This window comes from Arenibacterium sp. CAU 1754, from assembly GCF_054482635.1.
Window position 1 is genome coordinate 880,663 of sequence record NZ_JBTLRG010000001.1, and the last position, 19,192, is coordinate 899,854.

16 protein-coding genes are annotated in these 19,192 nt (G+C 62.4%); 10 read left to right on the top strand and 6 right to left on the bottom strand.

Annotation, left to right across the window (positions count from 1 at the left end; all coding sequences use genetic code 11):
* Positions 1–9 precede the first annotated feature (9 nt).
* A complete protein-coding gene (locus ACXYMO_RS04310; RefSeq protein ID WP_458877422.1) occupies positions 10–1,344 on the bottom strand; it encodes an NAD(P)-dependent oxidoreductase in 1,335 nt (444 codons plus the stop codon).
* A gap of 220 nt (positions 1,345–1,564) precedes the next feature.
* Here ACXYMO_RS04310 and ACXYMO_RS04315 point away from each other — a divergent pair, with 220 nt between their 5' ends.
* The 4 genes from ACXYMO_RS04315 (at position 1,565) to ACXYMO_RS04330 (ending at position 5,366) form a co-directional block, all read left to right on the top strand.
* Positions 1,565–2,551, top strand: coding sequence for a TRAP transporter substrate-binding protein (locus ACXYMO_RS04315; protein WP_458877423.1), 987 nt, complete (start codon positions 1,565–1,567; stop codon positions 2,549–2,551).
* 126 nt (positions 2,552–2,677) lie between these two features.
* On the top strand, positions 2,678–3,157 hold the full coding sequence (locus ACXYMO_RS04320) for a TRAP transporter small permease (RefSeq protein WP_458877886.1): 480 nt from the start codon (positions 2,678–2,680) through the stop codon (positions 3,155–3,157).
* Positions 3,154–4,413, top strand: a complete 1,260-nt coding sequence (locus ACXYMO_RS04325) for a TRAP transporter large permease (protein WP_458877424.1) — start codon at positions 3,154–3,156, stop codon at positions 4,411–4,413. Before ACXYMO_RS04320 ends, ACXYMO_RS04325 begins: the two co-directional genes overlap by 4 nt.
* Positions 4,414–4,655: 242 nt before the next feature.
* The gene (locus ACXYMO_RS04330; RefSeq protein WP_458877425.1) at positions 4,656–5,366 is read left to right on the top strand and encodes a helix-turn-helix transcriptional regulator; all 711 of its coding nucleotides are present in this window, start codon (positions 4,656–4,658) and stop codon (positions 5,364–5,366) included.
* Here the strand turns inward: ACXYMO_RS04330 and ACXYMO_RS04335 are convergent.
* Positions 5,356–5,976 carry a hypothetical protein gene (locus ACXYMO_RS04335; RefSeq protein WP_458877426.1) on the bottom strand — a complete coding sequence of 207 codons (621 nt, stop codon included), beginning with the start codon at positions 5,974–5,976 and terminating at the stop codon, positions 5,356–5,358. The genes ACXYMO_RS04330 and ACXYMO_RS04335 overlap by 11 nt on opposite strands.
* A 135-nt stretch (positions 5,977–6,111) precedes the next feature.
* Between ACXYMO_RS04335 and ACXYMO_RS04340 the strand changes: the two genes are divergently transcribed.
* Complete coding sequence (locus ACXYMO_RS04340; protein ID WP_458877427.1) at positions 6,112–7,116, top strand: hypothetical protein; 1,005 nt, start codon at positions 6,112–6,114, stop codon at positions 7,114–7,116.
* A gap of 78 nt (positions 7,117–7,194) precedes the next feature.
* Entirely contained in the window at positions 7,195–8,487 is a 1,293-nt protein-coding gene (locus ACXYMO_RS04345) for an O-acetylhomoserine aminocarboxypropyltransferase/cysteine synthase family protein (RefSeq protein ID WP_458877428.1), read from the top strand.
* Positions 8,488–8,535: 48 nt separating this feature from the next.
* Here ACXYMO_RS04345 and ACXYMO_RS04350 read toward each other — a convergent pair whose 3' ends face one another.
* Positions 8,536–9,237 (bottom strand): SIMPL domain-containing protein, encoded by a 702-nt coding sequence (locus tag ACXYMO_RS04350; protein ID WP_458877429.1) that lies wholly within the window; start codon positions 9,235–9,237, stop codon positions 8,536–8,538.
* A 182-nt stretch (positions 9,238–9,419) separates the two neighbouring features.
* Here ACXYMO_RS04350 and ACXYMO_RS04355 point away from each other — a divergent pair, with 182 nt between their 5' ends.
* Entirely contained in the window at positions 9,420–11,936 is a 2,517-nt protein-coding gene (locus ACXYMO_RS04355; protein WP_458877430.1) for a hypothetical protein, read from the top strand.
* A 66-nt stretch (positions 11,937–12,002) separates the two neighbouring features.
* On the opposite strand, the gene hppD is transcribed toward ACXYMO_RS04355, so the two are convergent.
* A complete protein-coding gene (gene hppD, locus ACXYMO_RS04360; protein ID WP_458877431.1) occupies positions 12,003–13,097 on the bottom strand; it encodes a 4-hydroxyphenylpyruvate dioxygenase in 1,095 nt (364 codons plus the stop codon).
* 143 nt (positions 13,098–13,240) lie between these two features.
* Between hppD and ACXYMO_RS04365 the strand changes: the two genes are divergently transcribed.
* Positions 13,241–13,696 carry an Lrp/AsnC family transcriptional regulator gene (locus ACXYMO_RS04365; protein WP_458877432.1) on the top strand — a complete coding sequence of 152 codons (456 nt, stop codon included), beginning with the start codon at positions 13,241–13,243 and terminating at the stop codon, positions 13,694–13,696.
* A 22-nt stretch (positions 13,697–13,718) separates the two neighbouring features.
* The gene (locus tag ACXYMO_RS04370) at positions 13,719–15,599 is read left to right on the top strand and encodes a monovalent cation:proton antiporter-2 (CPA2) family protein (protein WP_458877433.1); all 1,881 of its coding nucleotides are present in this window, start codon (positions 13,719–13,721) and stop codon (positions 15,597–15,599) included.
* Here the strand turns inward: ACXYMO_RS04370 and cobT are convergent.
* Positions 15,596–16,612 carry a nicotinate-nucleotide--dimethylbenzimidazole phosphoribosyltransferase gene (gene cobT / locus ACXYMO_RS04375; RefSeq protein WP_458877434.1) on the bottom strand — a complete coding sequence of 339 codons (1,017 nt, stop codon included), beginning with the start codon at positions 16,610–16,612 and terminating at the stop codon, positions 15,596–15,598. The genes ACXYMO_RS04370 and cobT overlap by 4 nt on opposite strands.
* 79 nt (positions 16,613–16,691) lie before the next feature.
* Between cobT and cobS the strand changes: the two genes are divergently transcribed.
* On the top strand, positions 16,692–17,468 hold the full coding sequence (gene cobS, locus ACXYMO_RS04380; RefSeq protein ID WP_458877435.1) for an adenosylcobinamide-GDP ribazoletransferase: 777 nt from the start codon (positions 16,692–16,694) through the stop codon (positions 17,466–17,468).
* Positions 17,469–17,477: 9 nt separating this feature from the next.
* Here the strand turns inward: cobS and ACXYMO_RS04385 are convergent, their stop codons facing one another.
* Complete coding sequence (locus ACXYMO_RS04385) at positions 17,478–19,106, bottom strand: MFS transporter (RefSeq protein ID WP_458877436.1); 1,629 nt, start codon at positions 19,104–19,106, stop codon at positions 17,478–17,480.
* Between the last annotated feature and the right edge of the window lie 86 nt (positions 19,107–19,192).

The following is a 19,192-nucleotide window of genomic DNA, read 5'->3' on the forward strand; positions in this document are numbered from 1 at the left end:
GTCCTGTGGTTAACCCATCAATGTCGCGTGAATATCCATCGCCGCATCGCGCCCTTCGGCGACGGCCGTCACGGTCAGGTCATCACCGCCGCTGGCGCAATCGCCCCCGGCCCAGACGCCCGCGACGGAGGTGCGGCCTGTCTCGCTCACCGCGATCTTGTTGCCATTCAGGTTCAGCCCATCCGGTGCATCCAACAAGGTCTGACCGATGGCCTTGAACACCTGATCGGCGGTGATGCGCACGGTTTCGCCCGTGCCCACCAGTTTGCCGTTTGCAGTGGTGGTATATTCCAGCTCGATCTCGGCCGCCGCGCCATTGCCATGCACCGCGACGGGCTGCACGTTGTACATCAGCCGCACGCCTTTTTGCGCGGCCAGATCTTGTTCGAACCGGCTCGCGCCCATGGCGTCGCGCCCCCGGCGATAGGCAATGGTGACGGTGTCGGCCCCCAGCAGTTTGGATTGCACCGCCGCATCCACCGCTGTCATGCCGCCACCGATCACCACCACGTTGCGCCCGACCGGGAGGGTGGTCAGATCGCTTGCCTGCCGCAGTTCCGCAATGAAATCGACCGCGTCGCGCACACCGGTCTTGTCCGCCCCGTCGGCGCGCAGGGCGTTGACCCCACCCAGACCGATGGACAGGAACACCGCATCGTGGGCATCTCGCAAACCGGCCAGCGTCAGGTCGCCGCCCAGCGCCTTGCCGGTCTGAATGGTGATGCCACCGATTTTCAAAAGCCAGTCCACCTCGGCCCCGGCAAAGCCGTCGGTGGTTTTATAGGCGGCAATGCCGAATTCGTTCAGACCGCCGGATTTGGCGCGCGTCTCGTACACTTTTGCCTCATGCCCCAGCATGGCCAGGCGATGCGCACAGGCCAGACCCGCCGGCCCCGCGCCGACCACGGCCACACTCTTGCCCGTCGAAGCGGCGCGCTGATAGGGATGGCCCCCCTTGGACATCAGCGTGTCCGTCGCAAAGCGCTGAAGCCGGCCGATTTCAACCGGCTTGCCCTCGGCCGTTTCGCGCACACAGGCCTCTTCGCACAGGGTTTCGGTCGGGCAGACGCGGGCGCACATGCCGCCCAGGATATTCTGGTCAAAGATCGTTTTTGCCGCGCCCTCGGGGTGGCCCGTCTGGATCTGGCGGATGAATAGCGGGATGTCGATGCTCGTGGGACAGGCCGTCACGCAAGGCGCATCATAGCAGAAATAGCAGCGGTCGGCGGCGACCGCGGCTTCGTGCGGGGCATAGGGGGGATGCAGGTCGCTGAAATTGTCTGCAATCTGATCGGCGGGCAACCGACCTGCCACGACCCCTGACGCCATCTGACCTTTTGCCATCGTCATCTCCCTGACTGCCGTTTTTTGTTGCCACCAGACTGCCACAGAAAAATTTTTTATCAATTGGTAAATTTTTGAAATCTGCAATTTCCTGCCTTGGGCCGGTGCCTATGTGCAAAATTTGGGCACTCCAACGTTCTGTGGGCGGCATTGCGGGGTTGGGATCGGCGGCAGTCTTAGCGTAACGTCCCCAAAACAAGATTCTATCAGGGAGAGAGACATGGAATTCACATTCAAGGCAATTGCGCGCGGCGCAGTGGCAGCCGGAGCATTGGCACTGGCCGCCGCCCCCGCCGTGGCCAAGGACTTCAGGCTGGGGCTGATCACCCCACCGCCGCATGTCTGGACCAAGGCCGCCGAAGCCTTTGGCGCCGAGTTGGCCGAAAAGTCGGGCGGCGCGCATTCGCTGACGGTGTTCCCGGCCCGCCAATTGGGCAACGAGGCGCAGATGCTTCAGCAGATGCAGACGGGTGCGCTGGACATGGCGTTCATGACCGTGGCCGAAGTCTCGAACCGCGTGCCCAACATGGGTGCGTTTTATGCGCCCTATCTGGCCAATGACATCTCGCATGCTGCGGCGATCCTGCGGTCGGACACGGCCAAGGGGATGCTTGCCGTTCTGCCGCAAGAGGCGGGCGTCGTGGGTGTCGGGTTCGGCAGCGCGGGCATGCGCCAGATCCTCAGCCGGGGCGAGGTGAATTCTGCCGAGGACCTGAAAGGGCTCAAACTGCGGATCACGCCGTTCGATCCGATCCTTGATTTCTATAACCTGCTGGGCGCGGCGCCGACGCCGATGCCGCTTCCGGCGGTGTATGATGCGCTGGCCAATGGGCAGGTCGATGCGATCGACATGGATGTCGAACTGATCAACGTGCTGAAATACCACGAACATGCGGATACGATCGTGATTTCCAATCACATGATGTTCCCGATGGTCGGCCTGATTTCGGCCCGCGTCTATGCCGGGCTGTCCGCCGAGGACAAGGCCATGATCACCGAGTTGATGGCCAAGCACGTGGACAGCACGCTGGACGTTTACATCGAAAAGGAAAACGGCTGGACCGAGGCGCTCAAAGATGTCGGCAAGACCTTCAAGACGGTTGATGCGTCCTTTTTCGGCGATGTCATGGGCGCCTGGGAAGAGATCTGGGCGGCCAAGGCCCCGTCCCTGCCCGATCTGCGCAAGACGGCCGACGCGCTGAAGTAACCCTTTTATCCAGATACGCGGCGGGCCGGGCGCGTTCCCGGCCCGCCGCGTTCATTTGAAAGCCTGTTCCTGCTCTATCGCCTGTCCTCTGCCTGGGCCCGTGTCGAGATTTTTGCCGCTGCGACGCTGGCGGCCTCGGTCACGGGGCTGATCCTGTTGAACGTCATTACCCGTGCCACCGGCAATGCGATCTATTGGGTGGATGAGGCGGCGATTTACGCCATGGTCTGGATGACCTTTCTGGCCGCCTCGGCCGCGTTACATTTCCGGTCCTCCATTGCCGTTACCGTGGTGCAGGAATTTGTCCCCGCGCCCACGGCCCGGATACTGGGCCGGGCGGTGGACATCGTGGTGTTCCTCTTTGCCTGCCTGCTGGTCTGGGTCTGCCTGCGCTGGTTCATGCCGCTGCAACTGGCGCAGGCCGGGTGGGACGTGAAGCAGTTTCAGGGGGCAACCTTCAACTTCATCTATGCCGAGCCGACCAATACGCTGGGCATCAAAAAGGTCTGGGTCTGGCTGGCGATGGTGCTTTTCACCTTTGGCGCAGTGCTGCATTCGGCGGCGAACCTGTTCCACCCCGCCCCGACAGAGGGAGCGCCGCAATGACCCCGTTTGTCTTTGTCGTTCTTCTGTTCGGCTCCGTTCCCATCGCGCTGGTCCTGGCGCTGACCGCCCTTTGGTACATTTACGAAAGCGGGAATACCGTTCTCTATGACAGTTTCGCCCAGCAGATGTTTTCAGGGGTGGAAAACTATGGCCTGCTGGCGATACCCCTGTTCATCCTGACGGGTGAGTTGATGAACGAAGGCGGCATGACCCAGCGCCTTGTACGCGCGGCGCGGGTGTTCGTGGGCGGGTTTCGCGGTGGTCTGGCCTATATCAACCTGCTGGCCAATATGTTCATGGCCGCGATCATCGGGTCGGCCGCCAGCCAGATCGCTGTGATGAGCCGGGCCATGGTGCCCGCGATGAAGGACGAAGGGTATGACCCCGGCTTTGCCGCCGCGACCACCGCCGCCGGCGGGTTGCTGGCGCCGGTCATTCCGCCGTCGATGCTGTTTGTGATCTACGGGGTGCTGGCGCAACTGCCGATTGGCGATCTGTTCATCGCCGGGATCATCCCGGGCATCCTTCTGGCCGGGTCCTTCTTTCTGGTGGTTGCCCTGATCGGTCTGGTTCAACAATTCCCCAAGGGACAATGGATGACCCTGCCCGAGGCGTTGGCGGCCCTGCGCGCCGCCCTTCCCGCCTTTCTCATTCCGCTGGCGATTGTCGGGGGTATCGTGTTCGGCATCGCCACCCCGACAGAAAGCGCGGCGGTGGCGTCGCTGATCGCCTTTGCGGTGGGCTGGCTGATCTACCGTGAGATTTCGCCGCGCGATCTGGGCGCGCTGTTCGTGCGCACGGCAACCAATTCCTCGCTGGTGATTTTCATGATCGCGGCGGCCAACGTGTTCGGCTGGGTGGTCATCTACGAAGAACTGCCGCAAAAGCTGGCGGCGTTCATTTCGACCGTGACCTCCGATCCGTTCGTGTTCCTGCTGATCGTGAACCTGTGCCTGCTGTTCGTGGGGATGCTGATCGACGGGATCGCGGCGCTGATCCTTGTCACCCCGATCCTGTTGCCGATTGCGATGAACACCTATGACATCAACCCGTTCCATTTCGGCGTCGTGATCTCGCTGAACCTGGTTCTGGGCCTATTGACCCCGCCGGTGGGCGTTGGCCTTTATATCGCCTCGGCCATGTCAGACGTTCGGCCCTTCAGGATCTTTGCGGCCCTGTGGCCGTTCCTTTTGGCCGTTACCGTCGTTCTTGTCCTGCTGAGCTATTTCCCGATCCTGAGTACGGCGCTGATCTGATCCGGACTGTGCCGGGCACTTGGCCAGATAGGCCTTTCGGAAAAGGTCGATTTCGACCTCATGGACCTTTGGCGTCCTGTCCTGTGCCCATCGACCAAGTCGGAATGCCAGGGCGGTTGCGTGATCATAATAGCTCATCTTCTGTCCTCCGGAGTTGGAGGGACAGGCAATCAAAACCCTGCTGACACCCTGTTGTCAGCAGGGCGTGATATGATGTCAGCATCATCACGAAAGGGTCCGTCATGCGCCGATCGAACCGGCTGTTCGAGCTTATCCAGACACTGCGCGGTGCGAATGAACCGATGACCGCGCGCGACCTTGCGCAACGGCTTGAGGTGTCGCATCGCACGATCTATCGCGATATTGCCGCGCTACAGGCGATGCGCACCCCGATCGAGGGCGAAGCGGGAATTGGCTATGTCATGCGCCGGGGATATGACCTGCCACCGCTGAACTTCGATGCAGAAGAAATCGAGGCGCTGCATGTCGGCCTGTCGATGCTGGCCCGGACCGGCGACAGCGCCCTGCAACAAGCGGCGGCGCGGGTCTGTGGCAAAATCGAAGCCCTGCAGTGTGAGGCCGATTGGCTGCAGGTGGCGCCCTGGGGCGCACCCGCGGACGATCCGGCGCGCGGCTGCGTATCAGTGGCCGTGTTGCGCGACGCGGTGCGGCAGGAACGCAAGCTGCGCCTGACATATCGCGATGAGCAGGACACAGAGACCCGGCGCACGGTCCGCCCTGTGGCCGTTGTCTATCACGTCGACAGCGTGCTGCTAGCGGGCTGGTGCGAGATGCGGGGCGGATTCCGCCATTTCCGCGTGGATCGCATCTGGGCCTGCGAGGTGAGCGAAGATGGTTTTGACGGTCAGGGCAGCGCCTTGCGCCAACTCTGGCTGGAAGAAAACCGGTTTGCACCGGACGCGGCACAGGCTGGGCAAGTCATCATGGAATGATTATTCCGTGCCGGTTGAAACGCACAGCATCGGTGCTGAGGTCGTCATAGGTCAACTGCACGTCGATCAGTTGCACGCTGCGCAGCGGGAATGTGCGATAGGGCAGACCGTCGCTCTCCAGAATGGCGGCGGCGGCCGCTTGATCGACATGACACTCCGGCAGCGGCCAGACCTCGGGCTTGGCGCCGTTCAGACCGATGCGGATTTCCAGAAGGCCACAGCGCCAGGACCAGAGGTGCGTGACATAGAGCAGGTCCTGCCCGCCGTATTCGCGCACCGATATCCAGTTGGTGCGCGTGGCGTTCAGGATGGGTTTCACCTCAAGCGCTGTCAGAAAGCGCCCGGTCGCAACCTGCGGTTCGGCCTTAAGCTCGGTCGATGGCGGCGTACCTTTGGGTGCCGGAAAGGCAGGTGACGCGGCTACGTCTCGCGTTGGTTCCGGTTTTTCATCGGATTGCGCGGGTGTCATCGCGGTCTCGGCAGGCGCTGGCGCGGTCGGAGCGACCACGGCCGCCGCAGGTGCCGCCGCCAGTGCGCTGTCGCCGGGCGCGGAATGGTTGGCCGCGGATTGCGCGGCCCCCGCCAGAAAAACCATAAATAGCTCAAACATTTCGACCCCTCGCAAATCGCCCGAAACCGGGAATAGGACTATCGGTGCAAATGCAGGGTTTTGGGTTGGGCGGAACCGCCCTATACTGCCCGCAAAATGCAGTTGCCGCACAAAAACCAAGCGGCTGGAACCAATATGGCAAAGAAACAGGCACCGCGCCAATCCTTCAATATCGTGGTGGTCGGCCAATCCGGGCGGCTTCAGTACGAATGCCTGCTGTTTGCGGCTTCGCTCCGGCATTGCGCGCCTGATTTTTCAGGGCGACTGTTTGTGGCCGTGCCTCAACCGGGACCGCAATGGGACAACGACCCCAGCATTCACAATGGTGACGTTCTGGAGGCGCTGGAGCAATTGGGCGCCGAAATCCTGCCCTTTGAAAACAGGGTGTTTGGTCAGCACTACCCCTATGGCAACAAGATCGAAGCCTTGCAGGCCCTGCCCGAAGGTGAACCGTTTGTCTTTTTCGACAGCGACACATTGATCACGGGTGACATCAACCGGGTACCTTTTGACTTTGACCGGCCCGGCGCATCGCTGAAATGCGAAGGCACATGGCCCGAACCGACCCTTTATGGCCCCGGCCACGAAGGCATCTGGAAATCGCTCTACGACAAGTTCGGCCTTGATTTCGAAAGCAGCCTGGACCTGTCCCAGCCTGACGGACACTGGCGGCGCTATCTGTATTTCAACGCCGGGTATTTCTTTTATTCCTGCCCGCGCAAGTTTGGCGACCGGTTTCTGGAATATGCCAAATCGATCCGCGACGACGCGCCCGAGGAACTGGTGTGCCAGTCGCTTGATCCCTGGCTGGATCAGGTCGCGTTGCCGCTGGTGATCCATTCCTTCGGCGGCGGGCGCGATGCCCTTCCCGATGGGTTGCTGGACGGAGAAATATCATGTCATTACAGGCACTTGCCCCTGCTATATGCGCGTGAAAGCGATCATGTGATCGACGTGCTGGAAACCGTCGCGGCCCCCAACAAGCTGAAGAAGGTTCTGAAGCAGCACGAACCGATCAAACGCACCGTGTTTCAGAAACGCGGACACAAGGTGCGGGCGCTGTTTGATCAGAACCACCTGCCGCGCCGCGAACAGGCTATCCGCAACAAGATCAAATCCGAAGGCTTCTGGATGCGCTGAGACTCCACTGCCGTGGATTGTCAGGCCAGATGCAATGCCCTACTCCTGTGCCAACGCATTTTTCAGGGAGAGACATCCATGACCGACGGACCAACATACGGTTTTGACACATTGCAGATTCACGCCGGCGCGCGCCCCGATCCGGCGACAGGTGCACGGCAGACGCCGATCTATCAGACGACCGCCTATGTGTTCCGCGATGCGGATCACGCCGCCGCGTTGTTCAACCTGCAAGAGGTCGGGTATATCTATTCGCGCCTGACCAACCCCACGGTTGCAGTTCTGCAGGAACGCATCGCCACGCTTGAGGGCGGTGTCGGGGCAGTCTGTTGTTCGTCGGGCCACGCGGCGCAGATCATGGCGCTCTTCCCGCTCATGGCGCCGGGGCGCAACGTGGTTGTGTCGACCCGTCTTTATGGTGGCACCGTCACGCAGATGAGCCAGACAATCAAACGCTTTGGCTGGTCCGCCAAGTTCGTCGATTTCGACGATACCGATGCCGTGGCCGCCGCGATTGACGATGACACGCGGGCGATCTTTTGTGAATCGGTTGCCAACCCGGGCGGGTATGTCACTGACCTCAAGGCGATTTCAAAGGTGGCCGATGCCGCCGGTCTGCCGCTGATCGTGGATAACACCAGCGCCACGCCTTATCTGTGCCGCCCGTTTGAACATGGCGCGTCGCTGGTTGTGCATTCGACCACCAAATACCTGACCGGCAACGGCACTGTCACGGGGGGCTGCGTGGTCGACAGTGGCACGTTTGACTGGTCCGCATCCGACAAATTCCCGTCACTCAGCGCACCTGAACCCGCCTATCACGGGCTGAAGTTCCACGAAACATTCGGGCCGCTGGCCTATACGTTCCATGGCATTGCGATTGGTCTGCGCGATCTGGGCATGACGATGAACCCGCAGGCCGCGCATTACACCTTGATGGGGATCGAAACCCTGTCCCTGCGGATGCAGCGCCACGTGGAAAACGCCGAGGCGCTGGCCAAGTGGCTCGAGGCGGATGACCGCGTGGACTACGTGACCTATGCCGGTCTGGAATCCTCGCCCTATTACAAACGCGGGAAAGAGATTTGCCCCAAGGGCACCGGCGGGTTGTTCACCTTTGCGGTCAAGGGCGGCTATGACGCCTGCGTCAAGCTGGTGAACGAGTTGGAGATCTTCAGCCACGTGGCCAACCTGGGTGACACCCGGTCGCTGATCATCCACTCGGCCTCGACAACGCACCGCCAGTTGACCCCTGAACAGCAGGAAGCGGCAGGGGCCGGACCCGGCGTTGTGCGGGTGTCCATCGGGACCGAAGATGCCAAGGATCTGATTGCGGATCTGGACCAGGCGCTCAGCAAGGCCTGCGCCTGAACCCCAAGATGGCAGGGCCGTACCACCGGCCCTGCCCCTTTTTCGCGGTTAGTTGTCCGCGATTTCAAACACCATCGACACATTGGCCGACAAGGTCACCTCGCCCGGGGCGACAGGCACCCCACCGCCGCGTGCAGCGGCCGCCATTTCCATCATGACCGGACCGCGCGCGCCCGCCTCGGAAATCGACTGGACCGGGCCCAGGGTCACGCCTGCCGCCTCGGCCAGCAGGCTTGCCTTGGCGATGGCGTCACTGACCGCGCGGCGGCGGGCCTCGTCCGTCAGCGGATCGGGGTCCTGCATCCCGAATTGCAGCCCGTTGAACTGATTGGCCCCGTCTTCCATCACCGCATCCAGGATCAACCCAAGCGCGTTGAGATCGCGCACCCGGACCATGACCATGTTGCTGGCGACGAAACCGGTGATCCTGCGCTCTCCGTCCGAGGATATGGGACGGTTGGACCAGACCGGGTTCAACGAAAGTTGCTGGGTCTGAAGATCGCGGGGCGAAATGCCCAGCCGGTCAAGCCGTTGCAGGATCGTGGCGACAGACGCCGAGGTCTGATCCATTGCTTCTTTCGCGGCCTCTGATTCGTGGGTAACCCCCAGCGTTATGACGGCCATATCGGGTTCGGCTTCGACCCGGCCTTCGCCGGTAACGGTGATCTGTCGCGCGGTGTCGTCGGCGGCCAGCGCCGGACCCGAGAATGTCAAAGCCACGAGGGCGGCGGCAAAGATACGGTGTTTCACAGATACTCTCCTTTGTACCGCCCCAACATGAGCGGTTCCCGGCCAGCGCTGCAACCGTTCAGTCATGTCTTTTCCTTTTCCTCGGCGAAGTCCTGCTTTATGGTTCGGACCGCAGGCAAGATGCCCTTAAACTTCCGGCGAGGCGGGCGCTGCCGGAATAGAATGGATGGACGAACCGCTGGATGAAACCGGGTTTTGCGCTCTCACTTTCCTTTGACGGGATCACGCTGCTGCATCGTGCAGCGGGCGGCTGGCGTCGCGTGGGCGAAACCGCGCTGGACGCGAGCGATCTGACGGGGGAGTTGGCGGTGCTGCGGGACAAGGCGGGGACGCTGTCGGACGACGGGCTGCGCAGCAAGATCATTTTGCCCAATGACCAGATCAAATACCTAGAGGTGGAAACCGGCGGACGCCAGGGCCAGGACCTTCTGGATCATGTGCGCGACGTTCTGGATGCGGCGACGCCCTATTCGGTCGATGATCTGGCCTATGACATGGCGCCTGAGGGCGACGTGATGCACATCGCCGCCGTTGCGCGCGAGACGCTGGCCGAGGCCGAAGCCTTTGCTGTCGAGCATGAGTTTGCCCCGGTCAGCTTTGTTTCGATCCCGGGCGATCAGCCCTACCCGGGCGAGCCATTTTTCGGCACGACCGAACACGCGGCCACCATATTGGACGGCGGCGCGGTCGAACCGGACGGCATTGCCGTGGTTGTGACGGGCGAGGCCGAATACCCGGCGATACAGGAAGAGCCGGCCCCGGACATACCGCCTGCCCCCGTGACGGGCCCTCAGCAGCCGAACGTGGCCGAACCGGAAGACTTGTCACCGCAAGATACAGCCCCGGACAAGCCGCCCGCCCCCGTGACCGAAACACCGGCTCCGGAAAAGGCGCCGCCACTGCAATTGGGAACCAGCTTTGCCAGCCGTCGAAGCGGCGGAACAGGCGCAGCACCGGCATTGGACGGGGCCAAGCGCGCAGGCGCTGACACCGCGTCGGTGCGGCCCGTGGCAGCCTCAAGCCCGCGGATCACCTTTGACGCTGAGCCCGAGGCAAAGGACCCGGACACCGGGACAACCGCCCCGGCATCGGGCACGATCACCTCGCCGGTTCTGGACATCCCCGAAGGCCCGTCCGAGGCAGAAACCCGCGCTGGGCTGGGTGGGTTGCTGAGCCGTCACAGGACGAAAGAAGCCATGGCCGAAGCGGCCCTGGCCCCCGTCGTCGCGGATACGGCGCCCGCCCTGCCGACATCGCAAGTCCCGAAAACCGAAACCGCACGGATGACTGTGTTCGGTGCCCGCGAGGACGTTGTGGTCGGCGGCAAGCCGAAACACCTGGGATTGATCCTGACTGCGCTGCTTTTGCTGTTCCTTGCCGGCGTGGCACTGTGGGCGAGCCTGTTTCTGGACGACGGTCTTGCCGGTCTGCTGGGGCCAGACGAAAAAACCACCGAAGTTGCCCTGGCCCCCTCCCCCGAGGCCGAGCCCCCGGTCACAGACGCACCGGTGCCCGCCGTTCAGGACACCGATCCGCAAACACCGGGAGCGCCCGAGACGGGTGGCCCCCCAGAACAGGCGGTCACACGGGACAGCGCCCCGGCCATTCAACCCGAACCGGACGGGCCGGTTCTGAGCGATACGGATGTGGCCGTTCTGGATGCCTTGCGCTCGGCCACCGAAACGCCGCAAGACACAGACCTGCAGATGAGCCTGCCCGATGACGGGACCGAGCCTGACACCGATGCCATTGAAACCGCCGAGGAAGACGCCCTTGAGGAGGCAGCTGCCCGCTATGCCGCGAGCGGAATCTGGGAAACCGCGCCTCAGTCGCCCGAAACCCCGGCGATCATCGGGATGGACGATGTATTCATTGCCGCCATCGACCGGACGGACCTATCCCAGGATGCCGTTGCCCTGCCCGAGTCCGACAGTTTCGACACCGATGCGCCGGTGTCCAGCCTGAATTCTCCGACGGCGGCGGGAACCCGGTTTGCATTGGATGCACGCGGATTGGTGGCGCCGTCGCGCGATGGCACGCTCAACCCCGAAGGCGTCCTTGTTTTCGCCGGGAAACCCGCGCGTGTGCCCCCTGCCGTGCCAGTGCGGTTCGAAACCGAGCCGGAAACCAATGCGCTGCGCGATCGCCTGGCCGAGGTGCGTCCGCGCCTGCGCCCCGGCAACCTGTCGGAACGTGCCGAACGCACCCAGCTGGGCGGCCTGACGCGCATCGAACTGGGCGAGGTGCGCCCCAAACTGCGGCCACGCTCAATCCAGGAAAACCAGGTCGTCGAGGAACCGGAGGCCGCGCCCACCGCGCAGGCAGTTGCCGCGTCCCGACGCCCCGACGCGCGCCCGCGCAACTTTGCCGCTTTGGTCCAGCGCGCCCAATCGGCACCGAAGGCAATCGAGGTCGCGTCGGTTGCGCCGCGCACGGTCAAGCCCAGCATCCCCTCATCCGCGTCGGTCGCGCGGCAGGCGACGCTCGACAATGCCATCAACCTGCGCCGGATCAACCTGATCGGGGTCTATGGCACGCCCTCGAACCGGCGCGCCCTCGTTCGCCTGCCCAGCGGTCGGTATAAAAAGGTGAAAGTCGGGGATTCCATCGACGGGGGCCGCGTGGTGGCGATTGGTGACAGTGAGTTGCGCTATCAGAAAGGTGGCCGCAACCTGACCCTGAAAATCCCCAGCGGCTGATCCCACATGAATAAGCCGCCCGGCCTGTCGGCGGGCGGCTTTGGATGTCCTGTCTTGACCCCTGTTTTACTCGGCTGCGATTTCACCGTTGTCGATCTGCTCCTGCTCGATGGATTCAAACAGCGCCTTGAAGTTCCCTTCGCCGAACCCATCGTCGCCCTTGCGCTGGATGAATTCGAAGAAGATCGGCCCGATCACGGTTTTCGAGAAAATCTGAAGCAGGATCTTGGTTTCGCCCCCGTCAACAACGCCTTCGCCGTCAATCAGGATGCCGTGTTTCTTCATCCGGTCCAGCGGTTCGTCATGCCCCTGCACCCGGTCCTTGGACAGGTCATAGTAGGCGTCGGGCGGGCCGGGCATGAACTTGATGCCCTTTTCGGCGATGGCATCGGTGCTGTCATAGATATCATCCGTGCCAACTGCGATGTGCTGGATTCCCTCGCCCTTGTATTTTTTCAGATAGGCGACGATCTGGCCGGTTTCGCCCCGGTCCTCGTTGATCGGAATACGGATACGCCCGCAGGGCGACGTCAACGCCCGGCTGAACAGCCCGGTGAACTTACCCTCGATGTCAAAGAACCGGATTTCACGGAAATTGAACAGGTTTCCGTAGAAATGGAACCACTTGTCCATATTCCCTTTGAACACGTTATGCGTCAGGTGATCGAGATAAAAGAACCCCACCCCGCGCGGTTTCGACTGGGCCAGCCATTCGAATTCTTCGTTATAGGGGGAGGTGTCATAATACTGGTCGATAAAATAGATCAGCGACCCGCCGATGCCCTTGATGGCGGGCACGTCCATCGTTTTATCCGCCCCTTCATAAGGTTCGGCCCCCTTTGACACCGCATGTTCGAATGCGCGGTGCGCATCCACCACGCGCCAGCCCATGGACGGGGCACAGGGGCCGTGTTCCTCGACAAATCGGGCGGCAAAGCTGCCCGGTTCGGCGTTCAGGATATAGGTGATGTCGCCCTGTTGCCAAAGTTCGACATCCTTGGATGTGTGACGCGCCACCAGCGCATAGCCCATGCGCGAAAACAGGTCGCGCAGTTCTTGCGGTTCCGGATGCGCGAATTCGACAAATTCAAACCCATCCGTGCCTGCGGGGTTTTCGTCGCTGATTTGTGACTTGGGTGCGTTATGCGGAAATGGGCCCATTTTCGTGTCTCCGATCGGGAATCTGTTCGCTTTCGGCATGATACCGCGCATTGCCCGCTGAATTTGCGCATTCTTTGTGTGCATCTCCTGATTAAATGCGGCTATACCGCATTTAATCTCGAAAAACCGAGGAAGTTGCGCATTTGCTGGACGATACTGATACCCGCCTGTTGGCCGCACTGCAAAAGGACGCCCACCTGACATCGCATCAGTTGGGTGAAATGCTGAACCTGTCGCCCAGCCAGGCCGGTCGCCGCCGTCAGAGGCTTGAGGCCGAAGGGTACATTCAAGGCTACAGCGCGCGCCTTGATCCCGCGCGGCTGGGGTTGGCCGTGCAGGGGTTCGTGCAGGTGCAACTGGGCACCCACGGCCCCGAACAAGCCCAGAGTTTTGCCCGTCTGATCCGATCGCGCCCGGAAATCACCAGTGCCTGGACCATGACCGGCGAGGCCGACTACCTGCTGCGGGTTTATTGTGAGGACCTGCCCGCACTGAATGCGCTGATCCATGATATTCTGTTGGCCCATCCCGCCGTGGCCCGCGTACAAAGCCAGATTGTGATGGATCAACTTAAACGCGACGCCCCCCTGCCCACCTGATCCCCCGAAAGGACCAAAATTCATGGAAAGCTTCCTCTACCAGGCGTCAATCTATCTGGCGGCCGCGGTGATCGCGGTGCCAATTGCCGCCCGTCTGGGGCTGGGGTCGGTTCTGGGCTATCTGGCGGCGGGGATCATGATTGGTCCGGTTCTGGGGCTGGTCGGAACCGAGGCGCAGGAATTGCAGCATTTCGCCGAATTCGGCGTGGTGATGATGCTGTTCCTGATTGGCCTGGAACTGGAACCACGCGCCTTGTGGGATATGCGCCACCGGCTGATCGGGTTGGGCGGATTGCAGGTGACCGTCAGCGCCCTTGTCCTGATGGCGGCCGCAATGGCGGGCGGTCAGCCCTGGACCGTGTCGCTGGCCATCGGGCTGGCCTTGTCCCTGTCATCTACTGCGATCGTGTTGCAGACGCTGTCCGAAAAGGGACTGATGCGCACGGGTGGCGGGCGATCGGCCTTTTCCGTTTTGCTGACACAGGACATTGCGGTGATTCCGATCCTTGCCCTGTTGCCGCTGTTTGCGGTGGACGCCATTGCCTCGATCACCCACGACGGGTCAATCTCACTCGCCGTCAACGCGGACAAGGCCGGCCATGGCAGTGTGCCATCCCTGGTCGAAGGGTTGCCCGGATGGGGCGTAACGTTGGTGACGCTGGCGGTTATCGGCAGTGTCATCCTGGCGGGCATCTATCTGGCGCGCCCGGTGTTCCGGTTCATCCACGCCGCGCGCCTGCGTGAGATGTATACCGCGCTGGCGCTGCTGATCGTGGTTGGAATTTCCTTCCTGATGACTCTGGTCGGATTGTCGCCCGCGCTGGGTGCGTTTCTGGCCGGCGTGGTTCTTGCCAACAGCGAATTCCGGCACGAATTGGAAAGCGACCTTGAACCGTTCAAGGGGCTGCTGCTGGGGCTGTTTTTCATCACGGTGGGCGCGGGCATCAACTTTACCGCCTTCTTTGCCGACCCCGGCGACTTGGTCGGACTGGCCCTGCTGGTCATCCTGGTCAAGGGTGTGATCCTTTATGTGCTGGGGCGCGCTTTCAATTTGCACGGGCGGGACCGGTGGCTGTTCACCTTGTCGCTGGCGCAGGCGGGTGAGTTTGGCTTTGTCCTTCTGGCGTTTTCGGTGCAACAGGGGGTGGTGCCGCGCGATGTGTCGGAAAAACTGTTGCTGATCATCGCGCTGACCATGCTGATCACGCCGCTTTTGTTCATCCTATACGACATGATTTCACGCCGGATGCGCGACAGCGGCCCGAAACACGAACCCGACGAGATTGACGAGGAAGGCCCCGTCATCATCGCCGGCATCGGGCGCTTTGGGCAGATCGTGAACCGTCTGGTCCAGGCAAGCGGGTTCAAGACCATCGTTCTGGACCACGACATGGAAACCATTCAACTGATGCGCCGGTTCGGGTTCAAGGGGTTCCTTGGCGATCCAACCCGGCCCGAGTTGCTGCGCGCGGCTGGCCTGCCCAAGGCACGGGTTCTGGTGGTGGCAATGGACGACAAGGACAAGGCGACCCGACTGGTGGAATATGCCCGCCGCCAGCGCCCCGACCTTCACATCGTGGCGCGGGCCTATGACCGCAACCACGTGTTTCAGCTCTATCGCGCCGGGGCCGACGACATCGTGCGCGAGATGTTCGATAGTTCGCTGCGCGCGGGGCGCTATGTTCTGGAGAACATCGGCCTCAGCGAATACGAGGCCGCGACCGCCGAACAGACATTCTATGCCCATGACCGGGATGCCGTGCGCCAGCTGGCCGAGGTCTGGGACCCGAACGTGCCCGCCAGCGAGAATTCCGCCTATATCGCACGCTCGCGCGAGCTGCAGAAAGAGCTGGAGGTTGCCCTGCTGAACCGCGCGCTCAAGGAAGAGACCAAGCGGGCCTAACCGTCCGACACACCCGCCTCTGCAAAGGTGGCCATACCGCTGTGACAGGCGATGGCACCTTTGAGGATATTGATCGCCAATGCGCCACCCGACCCCTCGCCCAGACGCAGGCCGAGGGACAAGAGCGGCTCTTTGCCCAGCTTTTCAACCAGCGCGGCATGAGCGTTTTCGGCCCCGCGGTGCCCGGCCACGGCATGATCCAGCGCATCGCTCGCGATATTCTGAAGGCAGGCCGCCGCAGAACAGCAGATGAACCCATCCAAAATGACCGGAATACGCAGGATGCGTGCCGCAGCGATTGCCCCCGCCATGGCCGCAATCTCGCGCCCGCCCAGACGGCCCAGAACCTGCAACCCGTCCGGCGCATCGGCACCATGCAGGGCAACGCCCTCTTCAACCACGCGGGTCTTGATCGCCAGCCCGGCGTCATCGACCCCGGTGCCGCGCCCGGTCCAATCGCCCGCCTCGCCGCCGAAAAGTGCGGTGCAGATCGCCGCCGCAGCCGTGGTGTTGCCGATGCCCATTTCACCCACCACCAGCAGGTCGGCGTCCGGGTCGACCGCTGTCCAGCCCGCGCGCAGAGCGGCAAGGCAGTCGTCCTCCGACATGGCCGGGGCCTTGGTGAAATCCGCCGTCGGGCGGTCAAGGTCGAGCGCATGCACATCCATGCGCGCGCCGACCGCCTTGGCCAATTGGTTGATCGCCGCACCGCCATGCTGAAAATTCAGCACCATCTGTTCGGTGACCGCCGCCGGAAAGGCCGAAACGCCCTGATCCGTCACACCGTGGTTTCCGGCAAAGATGATCACCTGCGGGGCGGTGATGTCGGGCCGCTCATCACCCCGCCACGACGCGTACCAGATCGCAAGATCCTCAAGCCGGCCAAGGGCACCCGGGGGTTTGGTCAACTGACCATTGCGGGCGGTTGCGGCCTCGGCGGCGGCAATGTCCGCGCCAGGGGCATCGGCCAGAAGGGTGCGCAAAGTGTTCAGGTCGGAAAGATCGGGCAGCATTGAAAGCCTCGTTGCAACATCGTTGACTGCGGTGTTTAACCGTTGAGCCTGACGCCACAACCCCGGAAAGGCCCGGTGAATGCGCAAAACCGACACTAACGCGACAGCGACGCGCCCTGCCCCGCATCTGGACTTTGTGGTGGCCTGCCTGTTGCTGACGCGCCTTCCGTTGCCCCGGCTGCCGGATCAGGCCTTTGCCCATCAGGCGCGGGCCGTCTGGGCCTTTCCTCTGGTGGGGCTCCTTGTCGGGGCGCTGGCCGCCAGTGCGGGCTGGGCCGCTCTGGCGATCGGGATGCCTGCCGGGGTCGCGGCCGGGGTGATCCTGAGTGTTCAAATCATCCTGACGGGTGCGATGCACGAGGACGGGCTGGGTGACACGGCCGACGGGCTGTGGGGCGGACATACGCCCGAGCGGCGGCTGGAGATCATGAAAGACAGTGCGATCGGCACCTATGGCGTGCTGGCGTTGCTCCTGTCGCTGGGTCTGCGCTGGATCGCATTGACGGCGCTGGTCCCCTTGGGACTGGGCACGGTTGTCGCCGTGGCGGCCCTGTCACGCGCCGGGATGCCCACGGTGATGGCCGCCCTGCCCCATGCGCGCAGCAGCGGCCTGTCGCACCATGTGGGCGCCCCAAGCGGTGCGATTGCCGGGATTGCCATTGCTCTTGGCGGTGCAATTGCCCTCGCCTTGTGCGGACCGGCAATCCTTGCTCCGACGGTTGCGGCGGGTTCAGCTGTTCTTGCCCTCGCCCTGATCGCGCGGGCCAAGATCGGCGGTCAGACCGGTGACATTCTGGGCACGGCGCAGCAACTTTGTGAAGTGGCGCTGCTCCTGGGCCTGGTTGCACAGCTGTAATCGCGCAGGTCAGTCGGTCGTTCTAAGCCGGCTTTTCTGCACCAGCCAGACCGCCAGCAACGGCGCAGCGGTCCCGATCACGGCGACGACGATCAGCAACTGACCCAGTTCGGAATAATCCGCGGGCACCATAATCGTTCCGTCGGCATCGCGCACCTGACGGGCCACTTCATAGATCTGGTTCAGGTATTTGGTAGACAGGCTGCTGGCCGACAGCGCCAAGTTGGTGAACGAGGCCATAACCGCGAAAAACGTCGCCTTGAGATGCGTAGGCGCGTTCCGGGCAATCCACGCAAGCATCGGGATCATCGCCACCTGCCCCAAAGGCGATTCAACCGCCGTGTCCATGATGGCAATGAACCGGGCATCGACAATACCGCCGGTCATTGGCGCGGTCACCTCGTGCAGCCCATAGTAAAGCCCGATGTTGGGCAGTGACAGGACCCCCGCCACGACGCTGAGCAGGATGACAATGCTGGTGATCGGGCGCCGTGCCATCATCGGGCGCAGAACGATGATTCCCACAAGGGTCAGAACCGAGGTGATCAGGGAAAGGACCGACAGGAATTGTTCGTCAAATCCCAACTCGTCAATTTCAAACCAGGTATAGCCTGCCCCGGGCAGGGGCACGGCGCGAAAGATGAACACGATGATGGCCGTGCCCACCAGCGCGCGTGCCTGCGGCAACGGAAGAACGCGGATCAACTGGCGCATCAGGAACAGAACCACGGCCATGGACCCGGCAAAGACAAGCTCTTGCCCAAAGCTGATGCCGGACAGCCCGATGGCGAGGGACAGCGCCACGAAAACAGCTCCGCCGGTAAAATACCAATGGTTCAGTTTCGGCGGGTCCTCGGGCCGGTCCAGCGCGGCGGCGATTTCGGTGCTTGAAACCCCACGCGCCTGCAAGGCCGCGCGCGTGCGGCGGCGTTGCACAGTGGCCAAAAGCACGCCAGACACCGACAGGGCCGGAATGGCCAGCGCCATCAGGTAGATGCGGCCATAGATTTCGACCTTTTCGGGCTGGGTCAGGGTCTCGACCCCGGAAAACATGATGATGTTCAACAGAGCCACCGCAACGGTGCCGGAAATCAACGCGAACCGCCCCAGCGTCTGCATGGTCGTGTGCATGATTTTGGAGCGGTCTTCGGGGATGGGCGTACCGTCACTGTCGAGCTTGGGCACCGCTTCGACCGACATCGCATCGGCCACTGCATCCTGAACGACATAGCCGCAGGGCGACAACAGGACCGCGATTACAAACCAAGCCGAAACCGGCAGCATTGCCGCCATCCACTGGGTGTGCTGGATCAGGAAAAACATGATCAGCAGGCTAGCCGCGATCAGCCCCGCGCCGAGGTAGACAAGCAGCGCCTTCCACCTCCAGATCAGATCGACCAGATGGCCCAGCGGCATTTTCAGCGCCCAGGGCAGCCCGGCCCAGAATGACAGCCCGGCCAGAAAGGCCGCGGACAATCCAAGGTAATCCTTGACGAAAAAGGCGCCCACAATGGCCGTCAGACCGGACACACCGGCCGAAAAATAGATCATCAAAGGCGGCAGAAAGGACCAGCGCATCTGCCGGCCCAGTTCCAGAACGATCCGGTCAAACCAGCGGGGAACGGCAATGCCCGTCATCTGTGTCCTCGTCTGTGATCCGTGGTGCGCCAGGCTCCGCTCGTGGGCCGCGCGATGCCACGTTCCCACAAAAAAACCGCGCCCGA